This window comes from Mucilaginibacter ginsenosidivorans (assembly GCF_007971025.1).
GTDB classification, from domain to species: domain Bacteria; phylum Bacteroidota; class Bacteroidia; order Sphingobacteriales; family Sphingobacteriaceae; genus Mucilaginibacter; species Mucilaginibacter ginsenosidivorans.
Genome location: NZ_CP042436.1, coordinates 5,195,553 through 5,212,349, shown reverse-complemented (window position 1 = coordinate 5,212,349; position 16,797 = coordinate 5,195,553). Strand labels below are relative to the sequence as shown.

General features: G+C 46.5%; 14 protein-coding genes and 1 tRNA gene. 10 read left to right on the top strand and 5 right to left on the bottom strand.

Features of this window, described 5'->3' with window-relative positions:
- Positions 1–2: 2 nt before the first annotated feature.
- Complete coding sequence (locus FRZ54_RS23725; RefSeq protein WP_147034274.1) at positions 3–467, bottom strand: DinB family protein; 465 nt, start codon at positions 465–467, stop codon at positions 3–5.
- A gap of 77 nt (positions 468–544) precedes the next feature.
- On the opposite strand from FRZ54_RS23725, the gene FRZ54_RS23720 reads away from it, so the two are divergent.
- The 3 genes from FRZ54_RS23720 (at position 545) to FRZ54_RS23710 (ending at position 5,572) form a co-directional block, all read left to right on the top strand.
- Positions 545–2,707, top strand: a complete 2,163-nt coding sequence (locus tag FRZ54_RS23720; protein WP_147034273.1) for an outer membrane protein assembly factor BamB family protein — start codon at positions 545–547, stop codon at positions 2,705–2,707.
- A gap of 96 nt (positions 2,708–2,803) precedes the next feature.
- On the top strand, positions 2,804–4,531 hold the full coding sequence (locus FRZ54_RS23715) for an ArnT family glycosyltransferase (protein WP_147034272.1): 1,728 nt from the start codon (positions 2,804–2,806) through the stop codon (positions 4,529–4,531).
- Between the two features lie 9 nt (positions 4,532–4,540).
- Positions 4,541–5,572: a hypothetical protein gene (locus FRZ54_RS23710; RefSeq protein ID WP_147034271.1), complete on the top strand. Its 1,032-nt coding sequence runs from the start codon at positions 4,541–4,543 to the stop codon at positions 5,570–5,572.
- A 149-nt stretch (positions 5,573–5,721) separates the two neighbouring features.
- On the opposite strand, the gene FRZ54_RS23705 is transcribed toward FRZ54_RS23710, so the two are convergent.
- From FRZ54_RS23705 to FRZ54_RS23695, 3 genes are all read right to left on the bottom strand, one after another.
- Positions 5,722–6,447: a head GIN domain-containing protein gene (locus FRZ54_RS23705; protein WP_147034270.1), complete on the bottom strand. Its 726-nt coding sequence runs from the start codon at positions 6,445–6,447 to the stop codon at positions 5,722–5,724.
- A gap of 146 nt (positions 6,448–6,593) precedes the next feature.
- Positions 6,594–8,252 (bottom strand): M1 family metallopeptidase, encoded by a 1,659-nt coding sequence (locus tag FRZ54_RS23700; RefSeq protein WP_147034269.1) that lies wholly within the window; start codon positions 8,250–8,252, stop codon positions 6,594–6,596.
- A 127-nt stretch (positions 8,253–8,379) separates the two neighbouring features.
- On the bottom strand, positions 8,380–10,053 hold the full coding sequence (locus FRZ54_RS23695; protein WP_147034268.1) for a M1 family metallopeptidase: 1,674 nt from the start codon (positions 10,051–10,053) through the stop codon (positions 8,380–8,382).
- A 226-nt stretch (positions 10,054–10,279) separates the two neighbouring features.
- Here FRZ54_RS23695 and lpdA point away from each other — a divergent pair, with 226 nt between their 5' ends.
- The 6 genes from lpdA (at position 10,280) to FRZ54_RS23665 (ending at position 15,479) form a co-directional block, all read left to right on the top strand.
- Positions 10,280–11,683 (top strand): dihydrolipoyl dehydrogenase, encoded by a 1,404-nt coding sequence (lpdA, locus tag FRZ54_RS23690; RefSeq protein WP_147034267.1) that lies wholly within the window; start codon positions 10,280–10,282, stop codon positions 11,681–11,683.
- Positions 11,684–11,810: 127 nt separating this feature from the next.
- A complete protein-coding gene (locus FRZ54_RS23685; RefSeq protein WP_147034266.1) occupies positions 11,811–12,437 on the top strand; it encodes a TlpA family protein disulfide reductase in 627 nt (208 codons plus the stop codon).
- Between the two features lie 36 nt (positions 12,438–12,473).
- Positions 12,474–13,241 (top strand): putative signal transducing protein, encoded by a 768-nt coding sequence (locus FRZ54_RS23680; RefSeq protein ID WP_187359706.1) that lies wholly within the window; start codon positions 12,474–12,476, stop codon positions 13,239–13,241.
- Positions 13,242–13,320: 79 nt separating this feature from the next.
- Complete coding sequence (gene murB / locus FRZ54_RS23675) at positions 13,321–14,337, top strand: UDP-N-acetylmuramate dehydrogenase (RefSeq protein ID WP_147034264.1); 1,017 nt, start codon at positions 13,321–13,323, stop codon at positions 14,335–14,337.
- A gap of 256 nt (positions 14,338–14,593) precedes the next feature.
- On the top strand, positions 14,594–15,130 hold the full coding sequence (locus tag FRZ54_RS23670) for an RNA polymerase sigma factor (protein ID WP_147034263.1): 537 nt from the start codon (positions 14,594–14,596) through the stop codon (positions 15,128–15,130).
- A 112-nt stretch (positions 15,131–15,242) separates the two neighbouring features.
- The gene (locus tag FRZ54_RS23665; RefSeq protein ID WP_147034262.1) at positions 15,243–15,479 is read left to right on the top strand and encodes a cytochrome b5 domain-containing protein; all 237 of its coding nucleotides are present in this window, start codon (positions 15,243–15,245) and stop codon (positions 15,477–15,479) included.
- Positions 15,480–15,537: 58 nt separating this feature from the next.
- Here FRZ54_RS23665 and FRZ54_RS23660 read toward each other — a convergent pair whose 3' ends face one another.
- On the bottom strand, positions 15,538–16,455 hold the full coding sequence (locus FRZ54_RS23660) for a PfkB family carbohydrate kinase (RefSeq protein WP_147034261.1): 918 nt from the start codon (positions 16,453–16,455) through the stop codon (positions 15,538–15,540).
- A gap of 87 nt (positions 16,456–16,542) precedes the next feature.
- On the opposite strand from FRZ54_RS23660, the gene FRZ54_RS23655 reads away from it, so the two are divergent.
- Positions 16,543–16,616, top strand: a tRNA-Asn gene (locus FRZ54_RS23655).
- The last annotated feature ends 181 nt before the right edge of the window (positions 16,617–16,797 follow it).

Below are 16,797 nucleotides of genomic sequence, written 5' to 3'. Positions count from 1 at the left end.
AGTCAGGCCATTGAAACCAGTCGCTTTAATGCGCCAATCGTTCCCGAATGCAGCCCCTCATGAAAAGGTACAAAATGGAGCGCATCATCAATATTTTTGATCTCAACATTGTAGCGGGTGTTCCATGCCGTATAGCCCGTAAATATATCGTTATTATAGTCGGCTTCCAGCTCATCCATAGTCGTCGAAAGCAACTGCTTGATATTGGCTATTTCCGATTCACTCAATAATCTTTCTGGTTTGGTACCCGACCGGAATTGCTCCCAAAACTCATCGCTTATGTGAGGCGTAATACCTGCCCTTTTGTAACAAATGCCTTGCTGCGCTGCCACCATATGCCCCAGGTTCCAGATGATGTTATTGTTAAAACCTTCGGGTATGCGGTTAAGTTGTTCGGTAGTCAAGTCTTTGATTCCTTCCAATAAAAAGGCCCTTACTTTCCTGATGTTTTCGATTTGTCCGGTCATGATTGGTTAGATAAGCTTTACAATACTAATTAATGTTATAAATTAGCGTCTATCCAATTACCTTAATTGACAATTCAATGACCGGCTTAAGATCATCTACTTTAACCGCTTGCGGTATATTTTTAATGCTTTCTTCCTGTAAAAATCATCCTGCGGACAATACTACCTGGCGGGTGTACGGCGGATCGAAGATGGCGCAGCATTATTCGTCACTGACGCAGATAGACAGCTCGAATGTGAAACAGCTACAGGTGGCCTGGGAGTATCACACCCACGATGCCGATACAGTTGGCCATTCGCAGATACAATGCAGCCCAATCGAAGTAGACGGCATACTTTACGGCACTACGCCGAAACTGAGGTTATTTGCGGTAGATGCGGCTACGGGTAAAGAGAAATGGACATTCAACCCGGCCGGGAATACCAACTCGTCGCCGATGAGTTTTGGGATGAACAACAACCGTGGCGTTACATACTGGGAAGATGGGGGTGATAAACGCATATTGTACTGCGCCGGGTCAAATATTTACGCTATTAATGCAACCAACGGCGAGCAGGTAAAGAGTTTCGGCACCGATGGGAAAGTGGACCTCCACAACGACCTTGGCCTTGATGCGTCCAAAATGTATGTGACGGCTACTACGCCTGGCATTATTTACAAAGATCTTTATATTATTGGCAGTCGTGTAAATGAAACAGCCGACGCAGCGCCGGGGCATATACGGGCCTATGACGTGCGCACGGGTAAACTGAAATGGATATTTCATACCATCCCTCATCCCGGCGAGGAAGGTTATAACACGTGGGAAGACACCGCTGCATACAAACATATTGGTTCGGCTAATAGCTGGTCGGGTTTTAGCATGGACGAAAAGCGGGGGCTGCTGTTCGCACCAACCGGCTCGGCAGCGTACGACTTTTATGGCGGAAAACGTTTGGGCCAGGGTCTTTTTGCCAATTGCGTCCTTGCCCTGGACGCCGGTACAGGTAAACTGAAATGGCATTACCAGGTTATTCATCACGATATCTGGGATAAAGATTTGCCGACGGCGCCTGTATTGGTGACCATCAAAAAAAATGGTAAACTGGTGGATGCTGTTGCGCAGCCCACTAAACACGGGTTCATTTTCGTACTCGACAGGGAAACAGGAAAGCCGTTATTCCCGGTTAAGGAAACGGCTGTTTCGACCAAATCTGACCTGGCAGGTGAAAAACCCTGGCCGACACAGCCCATTCCCGAATTGCCGGCGCCGTTCGCCAGGCAAACACTGACGGAGAAGGATATTAACCCGTACCTGCCTGACAGTTCAAAAGCTGAAGTTTTGAAACGATTGAGAAGTTACCGCTATGGTAGCATGTTTTTACCCCCAGGCAAGCAGCCATCGGTTATTTTCCCGGGGTTTGATGGCGGCGCCGAGTGGGGCGGTCCAGCTTATGACCCGGAAACCGGTATTATGTACATTAACGCCAATGAGATGGCCTGGATAATGACGATTGCCGATACCAAAACCCTGGCTGCCAAAAACGAAACCTTTACCCAGGCAGGGCAGCGCCTGTTCATGAGCAATTGTATGAGCTGCCATGGCAAAGACCGCAAGGGAACAGGCAATTTCCCCTCGCTTATCAATGTGCAAACCAAGTACAAGGATAGCCAGATAGCCGATCTGCTGAAAACGGGCCGCCGGATGATGCCTTCGTTCAAACAGTTGTCGCCGCAGGAAAGCCAGGCTGTTATTTCATTTGTGACCGGTAACAGCACAACCGGTAAGGCCGCTTTTATAGCAGAACATAAAGCCGTCGATCCCTACCTGGATATCCCATATATGATGACAGGCTATAATAAATTCCTTAGCAAAGAAGGGCTGCCCGCCATTTCGCCGCCCTGGGGAACTTTGAACGCCGTCAACCTGAATACCGGGAAAATGGTGTGGCGAATACCCTTTGGTGATGACCCGCAGATGGCGGCACCGGGCCGGGTGACGGGAACGGAAAACTATGGTGGTCCGGCGGTAACCGCAGGCGGGTTGCTATTTATCGGCGCTACCAAAGATGGGATGATACGGGCGTTCGACAAAAAGAACGGCAGGCTATTATGGCAATACAAACTGCCTGCAGCCGGGTTTGCGACGCCTGCTGTATACGAGGCGGACGGTAAGGAGTTTTTGGTAATAGCTTGTGGCGGGGGGAAATTGGGGACCAAATCAGGCGGTAGTTATGTGGCGTTTGCGTTGGGGAAATAGCATGCTATTTTTGGTCTAAAGCTACTGACAGATGGCTTTAGCCAAAATTTATAGCAGGCCATTTTTTTAACTAAATTTGCCCCACAATCTATTTGAATGCAATTACCATCGCCAGGTATTTCCGCTACCGATAAAAAGCAAACTCAATTTATCTGGTATTTCCTTCTCGGGTGGACGATCCTTAATGCTATACAAGCCTGGAAACTGGAGATACATGCCGATGAGGCCTATTACTGGCTTTATTCCCGCTTTCTGGATTGGGGGTATTTTGACCATCCGCCGATGGTGGCGCTATTTATCCGCATAGGGGATAGCATTACCCACAGCGAGTTCGGCGTGCGCCTGATGACCGTATTGTCCAGCACCCTGTCGCTGTATGTGCTTTGGCTCATCGTGCGGCAATACGGCGCTGCGGCAAAATGGTTCATCCTGGTGGTTTCGGGAGTTTTCATCTTCAATATCTACGGGTTCATGACCACGCCCGATGCGCCGCTTTTCCTGTTTACCGTGTTGTTTTATTATGTATATCAAAAATACCTGGTGCAGGATAGTTATAAGCTTGCTATATTATTGGCGCTGGTTATAGCGGGGTTATTGTACAGTAAATATCACGGGATATTGGTGATTGGCTTTACCGTATTGTCCGACCTTAAATTATTAAAGCGAAAATCATTCTGGGTGATCGCTATTTTATCCGTTGCCCTGTATTTGCCGCATATTTTATGGCAGATGAACCACGGTTACCCATCGGTGAACTACCACCTTTTTGAACAAACGACCGATCATTATAACTTTTGGCAAACCTGGACCTATTTCCCGGGACAGGTGCTGATGGCCGGGCCGCTTATCGGCTGGTTCCTGTTTTGGAAAGCCTTCCGCGTGAAGGTTAAGGATGGTTTTATACGTGCGCTGCTATTCAACGCCGGGGGTACGTTTCTGTTCTTTTTATTGAGTAGTCTCAGGGGCGAGGTGCAGCCGCAATGGACGCTTATCGGTTTTGCGCCGCTCATTATGCTGTCGCTTATTTATTTTAAGCAATGCGGCAAACCATTGGTTTGGTTTAGCCGGCTGGCGTTCATCAACCTTGTTTTTATACTGACGATACGGATATTGCTCATCACAGCTTCGCCGCTGATCAGGAAAGTGGGACAAGTAAAGAGCCAGTACGGCTATAAGGAATGGGCGCATACTATCCGCGAAAAGGTGGGCGATAATTACGTTATTTTTATGGACGGCTTCCAGAATGTATCCAAATATGATTTCTATAATAACACTACCAAAGGTTTTGCCTACGACAACCGTTACTACCGCCTTACCCAGTTCGATATCTGGCCGATAGAGCAGGGGCTTCAGCATAAAAAAGCCTATTACCTGGTACGCGGCCCAATTAAGGGTGTTACTACCGATTCACTAAACACCACGGGCGGCATTTGGTACGGCGGCTGGGTGAACGATGTGCGCACTTACCAGCAGGTAAAGGTAGAAATGCCCCAAAGCAAAATTACAATGAAGGCAGGTGAGCAAAGGGCATTGGACGTAACCATAACAAACCCGTACCCCTACACAATAAATTTTAATAACCAGGGTTATCAACACCAGGTAGTTTTTGCTGCGTGCACGTTTACCGGGGTGGTGGAGATATCGGAGCAGCTATCGGCAGACGATTTTCATGAAATTAAGCTGGAACCGGGGCAAAGCACGCATTATACCTTTAAATTTGCAGCGCCGTTGCAAAAAGGAAATTATACCCTGCTATTTTCGCTGCGCACCGACCCGTTTATGGGCAGCAAAAATAGCAGGATCATCAGCCTGGCAGTTGAATAAACACTTACAATGATAAAAAGACTATACTTAATAGCCATTCTCACCCTAATAACAGGCACTGCCGCTTTAGCGCAGACTACGGTTGATGTTAATTTCAACGCCCTGGGCTTCCTGGATAACCGCGAATACAAGGATTTTGTGGCCCGTTCGCGCACCTACTCCGGTATGCGCACGGCATTAAATTTCGGGCTGAATATTGACAGCATGAACCATTTTGTGGTGGGTGTGAACGGCATACACGAGTTTGGCGCACAGCCTTATTTCCTGAAAGTGAACCCGGTGGCTTATTATAATTTTACTGGCAAAAGCTGGCTGTTTTATGCAGGCGCGTTCCCGCGCGAAGGGAACCTGACCAATTACCCCCGCGCTTTGCTGAATGATACGTTAAGGTATTACCGCCCGAATGTGGAAGGCTTGATGGCGCAGTTTCACAGCGCTCATTTTATGGAAACCGGCTGGATAGACTGGGTGAGCAGGCAAACGGCAACCGACAGGGAAGAGTTCCTGTTTGGTTTTTACGGCAAGTACCGCCCATCGCTTACCGGGCCATTCTATATATCGCATTATTTTTTATTGCTGCATGATGCCGGTGCTGCGGTGTTGACGGCCGACGACCATATACAGGAAAACGGGGGCGGCCAGGTACGCCTGGGGCTCGACCTGAGCAAAAAGCAGACCTTCCTTGATTCGTTAACTATTGAAGCCGGCGGGATGATCAACCTGCACCGGGTGCGCGGTTTGGACGGCTGGCAAACGCCGAAAGGTTTTGTAGCGAGTGCGTATGCATCATACAAAACCTTCGCTATCTTCGACGAATTTTACAGCGGGCAGGGAGGTGCCTTAGTTACCTTCGGCGATTCGTTTTACGAAAAGAAATTTTACAACCGGCTCGACCTGATGTGGTCGGCGTTCAATGCCAAAGGACTCAAGGGACAGTTTATTTTCAGCGTACATCGCACGCCGGGTTTTACCAGCAACCAGGAGGCATTCAGGATAACCTATGACCTGGGGAGGAGGGTTATTGCGAGGTTTAAGGATTAAAAACCGTAGAGGCGCATAATTATGCGTCTCTACGAAGAAAAAAGGGACACAATCTGCGTCCCTTTTGCTATATAATGAATGCCTCCCGACATGTTGATAATATGACAGTGAAATAGTCCCTCTCCTTTGGAGATGGGTTGGGGTGAGGCTTAATTTCCGCCTATATCACCGCTACCCGATTTTGATTTCATTACATTTTTCGGGTGACCGCCATAGCTGATGTCTCCCGAGCCGGATACAGAAGCATTGACTCTTTCGCTGGCATATATCGATGCATCGCCCGAACCGCTTACGTGGACATCTGTATTTTGCGTGATGAGGCCGCGACCACTGTAATCGCCCGAACCGCTTACGCGTACCGCCGACGTTTCGGCATGGCCCGAGATGCGGACATCGCCCGAACCGGATATGCTGGTCTCCAGGTTTTTGGCATCCAGTTGGCCGTTCACGTCGCCCGAGCCGGATACCCGCAGGCTCATTTTGTCGGCATGCAGCCCGTCCCTGAAATCGACATCGCCCGAACCTGATACCACGATGCTGTTCACATCCTTAATGGTTACATAAACCAATATCTTTTTGTGGCGGAACAGGTCGCCGAAATGGAACATTTCGTTGTGCTTGTTGTAAATTTTCAGTACGCCGTTATCTACTTCGGTAGTGATGCGATTGATAATTTCTTCGGGGGCCTCTACTTTTACCGATTCGGTATTGCCCTGGGTTAGCCTGACATCGAACGGCCCGCCAACGTCAACGGCGTGAAAACCCGAAAGATGACGGTCTTCGGTTCGTTGCTGCGCCATGGCGGAAGGGGCAAAAGTATAAGCTATGCCGGCCATAAGCAGGCATGTTAAAAGAGATCTGGTTATCAGTTTCATGATGGTCTTATTTGTTTAACAGGTATAAGACGCCTATAGTAGGGGATAGGTTGCATGATTGTTAGAAAAAATAACGAACACCGAATATTGAATATCGAATGATGAAGTTGACTTACTTCGATATTCAGCATTTGATATTCATTGACTCAATCCACCAACACCCCGATATAATAATTGAAAGTATCTGCTTCTAAATTATCTTTGGTCAATCCCTCCATTTCAACAGGTGTAAACCGTGTTGTCGGCTTGATGAATTGGTACTCACCGCCTTTCATCTTCACGCGTACCGGCATGTTAAAGCCTTTGGCATCGGCCTGCCAGCGTACAGCCAACTTGCCTTTCCGGTCAACCATAAATTCCAGTATCGGCAGGTTCCTGTAATGCAGGTATTGGTCGAACACCGGTTTAAGGTTAATGCCCGACTGGTCGCAGATATAATTGATGATATCGTCGTAAGTTACCGTTTGGTGGTAAAATGTTTTATTGAGTCCGCGTAGTATGCTGCGCCATTTCTCGTCGTTATTTATAATGGTACGTATCATATTCAAAAGGTTTCCCCCTTTATAATACATATCGCTCGATCCTTCTTTGTTCACATTATACGGCCCAACGATCGGGCGGTCGTTGTTGATCAGCAGGCGGGTACCATGCACATATTCCTGCCCGGCCTGTTTGCCATAAAATTTCTCGATAAACAGCGATTCAGAATAATTGGTAAAGCTCTCGTGTATCCACATATCGCCCAGGTCTTTAGAGGTGATGTTATTCCCGAACCATTCGTGCCCACTTTCATGCACCACAATAAAGTCCCATTTCAAACCCCAGCCGGTACCCGACAGGTCGCGGCCCAAATAGCCGTTTTGATAATGGTTGCCATAAGCGGTTCCGCTCTGATGCTCCATCCCCAGGTGGTGCGATTCGATCAGTTTATAACCGTCCTCGTAAAAAGGGTACGGCCCGAACCAGTATTCAAAAGCTTCGAGCATCCGTTTGGCGTTGGCGCCCCACTGCTTTTTGGCTTTGTCCAGGTTATAGCTCAACGGCCAGAAATCCATGGTGAGTTTTCCTTTTTCGCCATTGTAAGTGTCCGAATAATGGGCGTAATCGCCAATATTAGCCTCGATGTCGTAGTTGTTTATAGGGTTGGAAACGAACCAGTCGAACCGGGTATAGCCGTCCTTCAGTTTGGTCACCTTGCGCAGGCGACCGTTCGACACATCCTTTAAGCCCGTAGGTACGCTGATGCTGATCAGCGCGCTGTCCACCTCGTCTTCCTGCTGGTCTTTATTGGGCCACCACACACTTGCGCCCATACCCTGGCAGGCTGTAGATACCCACGGGTGGCCCAATGAATCGACATTATACTCTACCCCGCCATCCCACGGCGCACGTTTGGCGATAGTTGGGTGACCGGAATAATAAACCGTAAACTCATCCTTGCTGCCTTTTTCTATCGGTTTAGGAAAAGTGACAAATACCGCGTTGAATTCGCGGGTATAAGGCAGTTCCTGCCCCTTGTAAATAACTTTTTCCACATTCAGGTTGCTGAACAGGTCGAATTGCAGTTTGTCAAAATCAGTTGTTGCGGTGAATTTAAAAAGCACATTTCCGCTGATGGATTTATCGGGGATATCGAACTTCACATCCAAATGGTAATAATTAATATCATAACAGGTGCGCAGCGGCGACATGAACCCCCGCAATGAATCGGCGCGGGTGAAGGTTTCCTTGTCTACGCCCAATTGTGCGAAACTGGCTGTGTTGCTGATAATGAGCAGCGCGAAGAGGGTGAGTTTTTTTATCATGGTTATATTTGTCATGCATTAGTGGGTTGGTGTCATGTTGAGGCTCTCGAAACATGCGGGCAAAGGCCTGCGTACACCCCTGCCAGCCGGCAGGCAGGCTTCGAGAACCTCAAGGTGACAACCCATTTTATTTTTCTGTTCCTTTATTTATCCCCGAAACAGAAATATAAAAGTTAAAAGTATCGGCCTCTAAATTCTCTTTTGTTGCGCCGGGTATATTGATCGCCTGCGCAGTTGTGGTTGGCGTAATGAACTGATATTCTTCGCCTTTAACTTTCACCCTCACCGGCATCGTAAATCCTTTGGCCTCGGCTATCCAGCGAAACCAGGGTTTGCCGTCCTTCCATGTCACCTCAAGCGCCGGCAATTTGGTATAGTGCAGGTACTGATTGAATACAGGCGACAGATCTATACCCGACTGCTTGCTGATATAGCCGGTAATATCATCATAGGTAACCGTTTGGTGATAAAAGGTTTTGTTGAGCCCGCGTAATATCCCGCGCCATTTCTCATCATTATCAATAATAGTGCGTATCATATTCAGCAGCACCGCGCCCTTGGGGTACATATCTTCCGAGCCCTCTTTATTAACGCCATACTCGCCCACCACCGGGTATTTATTTGCAATACCTACTCTTAATCCGTTGATATATTCCTCCCCGGCCTGCTTGCCATAATGGAAGTCAACAAATAGTCCTTCCGAATAATTGGTGAAACCTTCGTGTATCCACATATCGGCCAGGTCCTTTGCAGTAATGCTATTGCCGAACCATTCGTGCCCGCTTTCGTGTACGATGATATAGTCCCATTTCTTTCCCCAGCCGGTGCGCGAAAGATCATACCCCAGGTAACCATTCATAAAATGATTGCCGTACGCTACGGCACTTTGGTGCTCCATGCCCAGGTGCGGCGTCTCCACTAATTTATATCCGTCCTCATAAAAAGGGTATGGCCCGAACCAATGCTCAAATGCCTGCAGCATGGGCTTCACGTTCGCGCCAAATTGTGCCTTTGCTTTTTCCAGGTCCGATGGCAGCACCCAGTAATCCAGGTCGAGATTGCCTTTTTCGCCGTCATAGGTATCCTTAAATTCGGCATAGTCGCCTATGTTAGCCGCCACATCGTAGTTGTTGATGGGGTTGGCCACAAACCAATCGAACCGTGTATAACCATCATTCAGGTCGGTAACCTTGCGAAGCCTGCCGTTTGATACGTCTTTCAATCCTTTTGGCACGCTGATACTGATAAGCATACTATCTACCTCATCGCTCAGGTGGTCTTTATTCGGCCACCATATACTGGCACCTACACCCTCGCAGGCGGTAGCCACCCAGGGTTTGCCTGTAGTATCAACCGTGTAAACTACGCCGCCGTCCCAGGGCGCGTTTTTGGCGACTGTTGGGTTGCCTGAGTAGTATACTGTAAATGTATCCCTCGTCCCTTTTAATATTGTTTTCGGGAAGGTAACAAATACCGCGTTGGCTTCCCGTGTAAAGGCGACCTCGTGCTTTTTATAAAGTACCTTTTCTACTTTCAGGTTGGCAAACAGGTCGAACTGTAATTTCTTGAAGTCCTGAGTGGCGGTAAACTTGAACAGGTTACTGCCGCTGATAAATTTTTTATCGATATCAAACTTCACATCCAAATGATAATAATTGATATCGTAACAGGTGCGTAATGGTGTGAGTGTGCCGCGCAGGCTATCGGCATGGGTGAATTTGCTTTTCTCAACTAAAAGCTGGGCCCGCAGGGCCGTATGCACCAGGCCAAAAAATAAAGCCAGTAAGAGTAGTTTCTTCATGGGACGAACTTAAGCCGACAGGTTAAATTTAACAACTATCTGCATAAGAAAGTGATTTGCGCATATTAGTGTTACAATGCGGTGAAAGTTGGGTAAAATACGGGCGACCCAATCACAAGTTAACTGACCACCAATCACTATTGTAATGCTCCCGTCAACTAATCACTAATTAACTAATCACCAATCACTAATTTATTTACTTTTGCAACTCCTAAGAAACTCTGCTATGCAATATGATGTTATCGTTATCGGTTCGGGCCCTGGTGGTTATGTGGCGGCTATTCGCTGCGCCCAGTTGGGACTCAAAACTGCCTGCATTGAAAAATATGCCACCTACGGCGGAACCTGCCTTAATGTAGGGTGTATCCCTTCCAAAGCTTTATTGGATTCCTCCGAGCATTACTATAATGCTTCCCATGCCTTCAAAACGCACGGTATCAACCTCGATAACCTGTCGCTGGACATGGCGCAGATGATGAAGCGCAAGAACGAAGTAGTGGCAAAAAATACCGGCGGCATTACCTTCCTTTTCAAAAAGAACAAGATAGACGGTATACAGGGTGTAGGGTCATTCAAGGATAAAAACACTATCAGCATTAAAAAACCTGATGGCACCGAACAGGAAATAACAGGCAAGAACATCATCATTGCAACTGGCTCAAAACCATCAAGTCTGCCGTTTATACAGATCGACAAAAAACGTATCATCACCTCTACTGAAGCCTTAACGCTGACCGAAATGCCGAAGCATTTGATATTGATAGGTGGTGGTGTTATCGGGCTTGAACTGGGCTCTGTTTATTCGCGCCTTGGCGCCAAAGTATCGGTGATCGAGTTTATGGATTCCATTATCCCCACCATGGACCGCGGTTTAGGTAAGGAGTTGCAGAAGGTTTTAACAAAACAAGGCATGGAGTTTTATACCGGCCATAAAGTAACCGGCGCAACTGTTAAAGGCAAAGAGGTAACCGTAACCTTCGATGCACCCAACGGTGATAAAAAGGAATTAAAAGGCGATTATTGTTTAGTAGCCGTAGGCCGTATAGCTTATACCGATGGCTTAGATTTAGATAAGATAGGCCTGACCGTTGAAGAGCGCGGCCGTAAGATCACGGTTGATGACCATTTGGAAACCAGTGTTAAAGGGGTATACGCCATTGGCGATGTTATCAAAGGCGCCATGCTGGCCCACAAGGCCGAGGATGAAGGCACTTTTGTAGCGGAGTCCATTGTTGGGCAAAAACCGCATATTAATTACAACCTGATACCCGGTGTAGTATACACCTGGCCCGAAGTTGCTGCCGTAGGGCAAACCGAGGAGCAACTGAAAGCTGCCAATGTAAAATATAAAACCGGCTCGTTCCCTTTCCGCGCCAGCGGCAGGGCGGTGGCGAGCGGCGATATGGATGGCTTTGTAAAAGTTTTGGCAGATGCCGCAACCGATGAGATATTAGGCGTGCATATGATCGGTCCGCGTGCGGCGGATATGATAGCCGAGGCAGTTTGCGCTATGGAGTTCCGTGCGTCAGCCGAGGATGTTTCAAGGATGAGCCACGCTCACCCAACCTATACCGAAGCCTTCAGGGAAGCCTGTTTGGCGGCAACGGATAACAGGCCGATACATATTTGATTGGCAGGTCTTGGGTTTGCAGTTCGCGTAGACTTATGTATACACAGCCAACGGGAATGATAGACAAGGCGGTTCCAAAAGAACTGCCTTTTTTATGCCATAAAATTTGCTGTATATTCGGTTATCTATGAGATCATTCTTCACAATTTTATTGGCCTGCCTGTTAACGCAGGTTTCCGTTGCCCAGAAAAAGGCAGTGAAAAAGCGCGCCGCCAATCATCTGCCGGATATAGAGGTATATGACCTGAGTGGCACACACACTACTTTGGGTGCATTGGCTAAGAACAAGGTGATGTTTATCGATAACTGGTTTATCCCATGCCCGCCCTGCTTTCGCGAGATGGACATGCTGCACAAGCTTTATTTCAAATATAAAGCGAACAGGAACGTAAGCTTTATTACTATTTGCCGGACAGATAGCGGGATAGTTAAAAAGTTTATAGCAAAGGATAAGTCGCTGACCGGGTTCAGGAACTGGTATGAAGAGATCAGCGGACGGAAGGATTTTAAGCTGCCGGTGTACTTTATCCCGGGCTGTAACCAGAAAATATATACCGGTACCGCATTGGCTAAATATACACCCGACGATAAAACAAAATGCCCCGACGCCCAATTCCGGTTTCAGGGCTATCCAACCATTATCATATTTGACAAGGCGGGCAAAATGATCTTTAAAAGAACCGGCTTTGGATTGAACGAAAACCCGGATATCTACATGGCGCAGTTGGATTCGGTTATCAGGTCGGCGAAGTGATTAGAATGAAATTTAAGCGTTATATTTATGCCTGTCATGGATACCTTTGTCACAGTCTTAACAGTACAATACCCTCAACAGCTTTGGATAATTCGCGGCAAACTCGAATCTGAGGGGATTGAGTGTTTTATAAAAGATGAGTTAACGGTTCAGGCTTATAATTTGTATTCAAACGCAGTGGGGGGTGTTAAACTTCAAGTTCAGCGACAGGATGTAGCCAAAGCAGTTGAAATTTTAACCGAGCTCGGTTACATCAGGGATGAACCTATTAAGCCGAACCTGTTAACGATTATAGAAAAGAAAAAAGCCTCTATATCTTTCCTGAAAAAAATAAATGTAGTACGTGGAATAGTGATTGTAGTACTTCTGTTTATAACTTTACTTACAACTGCGCTTTATTTTATTCTTAGACCATCTTTATCGGACCTGCTTATCCAAAATTCCTGGTGTGTTGATAGAATTGATTACATGGGAAAGCCGATCGGCCCAAAAACGGTAATAACTGGAACTGGAATCTACATTAGTATGACAAATATAAATGGTGAGGCTGATTGTCTGGAGAAAATGGCTTTGGATAATAGTGTTAATCATATTATAACTCTGCCAGGGATAAATAGTAATTCTATTTTCGGAACATGGGAATCTATCGATAATGAGAGTATTGTTATCTCAACACATACTTTGAAAAATATTTTTGCAGGAAGATATGAAGGAAATATATCGGGAGAGCAACTCACTCTAAAGTCAAAAACTACAATAATTTATGCTCATCGCGATAATTACAGGATTATATATCCTTTTTAGATTTGAGCATCAATAGGTGGTATTTTATAAAGAAATGCAGTTAGATACAAGTCAAGCTTAAAATTCCGAAATTCGCGACATGCTGCAAATTCAGGAAGACGTCTCCCTTAAAAATTTTAACACTTTCGGTATCGATGTTTCGGCCAAGTATTTTGTCGAGATAGCGCACGAAGACGACCTGGTGGAGCTGTTTATGGACCCGCAATGGCTCCAGGTAAACCGGCTGGTAATGGGCGGCGGCAGCAACATGCTACTGAAAAAGGATTTTGATGGCTTAGTGATCCGTATCAATATCCGCGGTATCGAACATCGCCTGGCGCAAAATGATGTTTTTGTAGAAGCCGGCGCCGGCGAGGTTTGGAACGACCTGGTAAACTATTGTGTAGACAGGGGCTATGCCGGTATCGAGAACCTGAGCCTGATTCCCGGTTCGGTCGGGGCATCGCCTATACAGAATATCGGCGCTTACGGCGTCGAACTGAAAGATGTTTTTAAAAGCTGCCGCGCTTTTGAGGTAGCAACAAGCCAATTCAAAGCATTTAATAAAGAGGATTGTGGCTTCGGCTACCGCGATAGTGTATTTAAAGGTGCGCTGAAAGAACAATACATTATTGTATCGGTCAAGTTCCATTTGTCCCTTGTTCCGAATCTTAATCTTGCGTATGGCGCTATCGGGCAGGAACTGGCCAACCGGAATATTGCACATCCCACTATAAAAGATGTATCGCGCGTGGTATCCCATATCCGTGTGTCTAAATTGCCCGACCCTTCAACTATCGGCAATGCCGGGAGTTTCTTCAAAAATCCTGTTATCGGTACCGAGCAATTCGCCGAAGTACATGCAAAATTTCCGGAAGTTGTACATTATCCTGCCGCCAACGGCGTAAAATTAGCAGCTGGCTGGCTTATTGAACAGTGCGGATGGAAGGGAAAAGTGGTTGGAAACACCGGAACATGGAAGAACCAGGCGCTGGTTTTGGTGAACCACGGAGGGGCAACGGGCGAAGAAGTGTACAGTCTTTCGTCGCAAATCATAGACAGTGTGTACAGTAAATTTGGCGTTTTTCTGGAACGCGAGGTAAACATCATCGGTTAAATTTTTATCTTTTTAGGATAATTTTAATCTTTTTCACTCCTTTTTAAAGCCAGTTTTCGGCGGATATGATGCGGAGATTAATTGTCAATTTATTGCAATAATTTACTGTTTATCAGTTGTTTAGTCTAAGCTGTCAGAGCTCCAGGTATTGGGTTGCGTATAAGTCACTGTATGGCTTTTGTTACAATGCTATTTTGGGTGGTGTGCAGATAACGGTATCAGGTTTGTATTAATCCCTGTACAAAAACTTAACAGAATGACAGCAATCGAGTTTAACACCATGGTCCTTCGTCAGGCAACATCATTGAGGTCTTACGCACTTCACTTCACCCGCGACGCAGACGACGCAAACGATCTCGTACAGGATACAATGTTGAAAGCCATAACTTATTATAATAAGTTTAAAGAAGGCACAAATCTTAAAGGATGGTTATACACCATCATGAAAAATACGTTCATCAACAATTACCGCCGTTTTGTTAAAATGAGCACTTTCGTTACCAAGTCCGACGAGATATCGTCAGCAAACCTGGTATTCAGCTCTACCAAAAATGCAGGCGAATCCAAATTTGTGATGGATGATATCAGGAAAGCACTGGACAGGTTGCCCGAAGATTACTATGTACCTTTTACCATGTATTTCGATGGGCATAAGTACCACGAAATAGCCGACCACCTGGAAATCCCAATCGGCACGGTAAAAACCCGCATCCACGTAGCACGCAAGCTTTTAAAGAAGAATCTGAAGGCTTACGACAACGGTATCAAAAAACCGGTTTATGCCGAAGATTAATAAAACAAGTTGACTCTACATATATCTATATTGAAACCCGCTTCGGCGGGTTTTCTTTTTGGTAATAATGTGAACGGGATAAAGTTGCTTACTTTAGTCACCAAAAAAGATAATGAGCGAACTGCCTGTTTACACCCGGTCGCAGCTGGCCCTTCGCAACGGGCAGGATAAGCCGGAAGTATGGATAGCCTATAAAGGACTGATATACGATGTGAGCCGCAGCCGGCTGTGGCAAAATGGCAAACATTACGAACATTGGGCCGGACAGGACCTGACACACGAATTGCCCGATGCGCCGCACGATGAATGGGTATTTGTTCATTTTGAACCAATAGGAAAGTTGCTTTGAAACGAATTCAGAGGTCGGAAGTCAGAATTATCTGACATCTTCCTTCAGATTTCAGACCTCATAAAATTTCAAATTTTGACAAGCTCACAAACTGCTGGACACGCTCCGCAATTTCTTCGGGTTTAAGGTTCCTCAATTTTTCGGTCCCGAATTTTTCAACGCAGAACGACGCCAGGGCCGATCCGTAGATGATGGCATTCTTCATATTGTTGAAATTCACTGTTCCAACTTTGGCCATGTAGCCGATGAAACCGCCCGCAAATGTGTCGCCTGCCCCCGTTGGGTCAAAAACTTCCTCGAGCGGCAGTGCAGGGGCCGAGAATATTTTACCCTCGCCAAAAAGTAATGCGCCATGCTCGCCCTTTTTAATGATAAGGTATTTTGGTCCCATGGTCAATATTTTTTGCGCCGCCTTTACCAATGAGTATTCACCTGAAAGCTGGCGTGCTTCTTCATCGTTTATGGTTAGCACGTCAATCATTTTCAGCGTGGCAAGCAAATCGTCCAGCGCAATGTTCATCCAAAAGTTCATGGTGTCCATTACGATCAGTTTTGGCCGTTTATGCAAGCGGTTAATGACTGTTTGCTGCACCTGTGGGGTAAGGTTACCCAGCATCAGGAATTCGCAGTCCTGGTACGAGTCGGGGATGATGGGATCAAAATCCGCCAGCACATTCAGGTCGGTCACCAGCGTATCGCGGCTATTCATATCATTATGGTACTTGCCGGCCCAAAAAAACGATTTTTCGCCCTCCTTAATTTGCAGCCCTTCGGTGTCAATGTAATGGTTATTAAGGTCTTCGATCTCACTTTTCGGAAAATCATCGCCTACCACAGCTACTATTTTTACCTTATCACAAAAGTATGCTGCAGCCAAACTGGCGTAGGTAGCCGCGCCACCAACAATTTTATCTGTCTTCCCGAAGGGTGTTTCGATGGCGTCAAATGCCACAGTACCAATAACTAATAGACTCATTAATAATGTTTTTTATTTTTTTTGTTGCAAATATTGTGAAATTACCCCGTAAATCATACTTTTGCACACTCCAAACCGGAAAATGATTCCTGAGTAGCTCAGCCGGTTAGAGCATCTGACTGTTAATCAGAGGGTCGCTGGTTCGAGCCCAGCCTCAGGAGCAAAAGCCCCGCAAGATCTGCGGGGTTTTATTTTTTCAATAACAGCTTGTTTGGGGTGATAAAGCACGTTGGTGCCAATGGTGGTATCCCGTGGAACTGATTCACACGCTTTCGAAGGCATGCTACCCTATTTGAATATCCCCGTGTATTTGGACATGAGTTAGCCGGTGATTTAGGGGCT

Excerpts from the sequence above, each read along its gene's own strand:
- FRZ54_RS23700 (WP_147034269.1), bottom strand. The coding sequence starts at position 8,252 with ATGATAAAAAAACTCACCCTCTTCGCGCTGCTCATTATCAGCAACACA.
- lpdA (WP_147034267.1), top strand. The coding sequence starts at position 10,280 with ATGCAATATGATGTTATCGTTATCGGTTCGGGCCCTGGTGGTTATGTG.
- FRZ54_RS23715 (WP_147034272.1), top strand. The coding sequence starts at position 2,804 with ATGCAATTACCATCGCCAGGTATTTCCGCTACCGATAAAAAGCAAACT.
- murB (WP_147034264.1), top strand. The coding sequence starts at position 13,321 with ATGCTGCAAATTCAGGAAGACGTCTCCCTTAAAAATTTTAACACTTTC.
- FRZ54_RS23685 (WP_147034266.1), top strand. The coding sequence starts at position 11,811 with ATGAGATCATTCTTCACAATTTTATTGGCCTGCCTGTTAACGCAGGTT.
- FRZ54_RS23705 (WP_147034270.1), bottom strand. The coding sequence starts at position 6,447 with ATGAAACTGATAACCAGATCTCTTTTAACATGCCTGCTTATGGCCGGC.
- FRZ54_RS23720 (WP_147034273.1), top strand. The coding sequence starts at position 545 with ATGACCGGCTTAAGATCATCTACTTTAACCGCTTGCGGTATATTTTTA.
- FRZ54_RS23660 (WP_147034261.1), bottom strand. The coding sequence starts at position 16,455 with ATGAGTCTATTAGTTATTGGTACTGTGGCATTTGACGCCATCGAAACA.
- FRZ54_RS23710 (WP_147034271.1), top strand. The coding sequence starts at position 4,541 with ATGATAAAAAGACTATACTTAATAGCCATTCTCACCCTAATAACAGGC.
- FRZ54_RS23695 (WP_147034268.1), bottom strand. The coding sequence starts at position 10,053 with ATGAAGAAACTACTCTTACTGGCTTTATTTTTTGGCCTGGTGCATACG.
- FRZ54_RS23680 (WP_187359706.1), top strand. The coding sequence starts at position 12,474 with ATGGATACCTTTGTCACAGTCTTAACAGTACAATACCCTCAACAGCTT.
- FRZ54_RS23725 (WP_147034274.1), bottom strand. The coding sequence starts at position 467 with ATGACCGGACAAATCGAAAACATCAGGAAAGTAAGGGCCTTTTTATTG.
- FRZ54_RS23670 (WP_147034263.1), top strand. The coding sequence starts at position 14,594 with ATGACAGCAATCGAGTTTAACACCATGGTCCTTCGTCAGGCAACATCA.
- FRZ54_RS23665 (WP_147034262.1), top strand. The coding sequence starts at position 15,243 with ATGAGCGAACTGCCTGTTTACACCCGGTCGCAGCTGGCCCTTCGCAAC.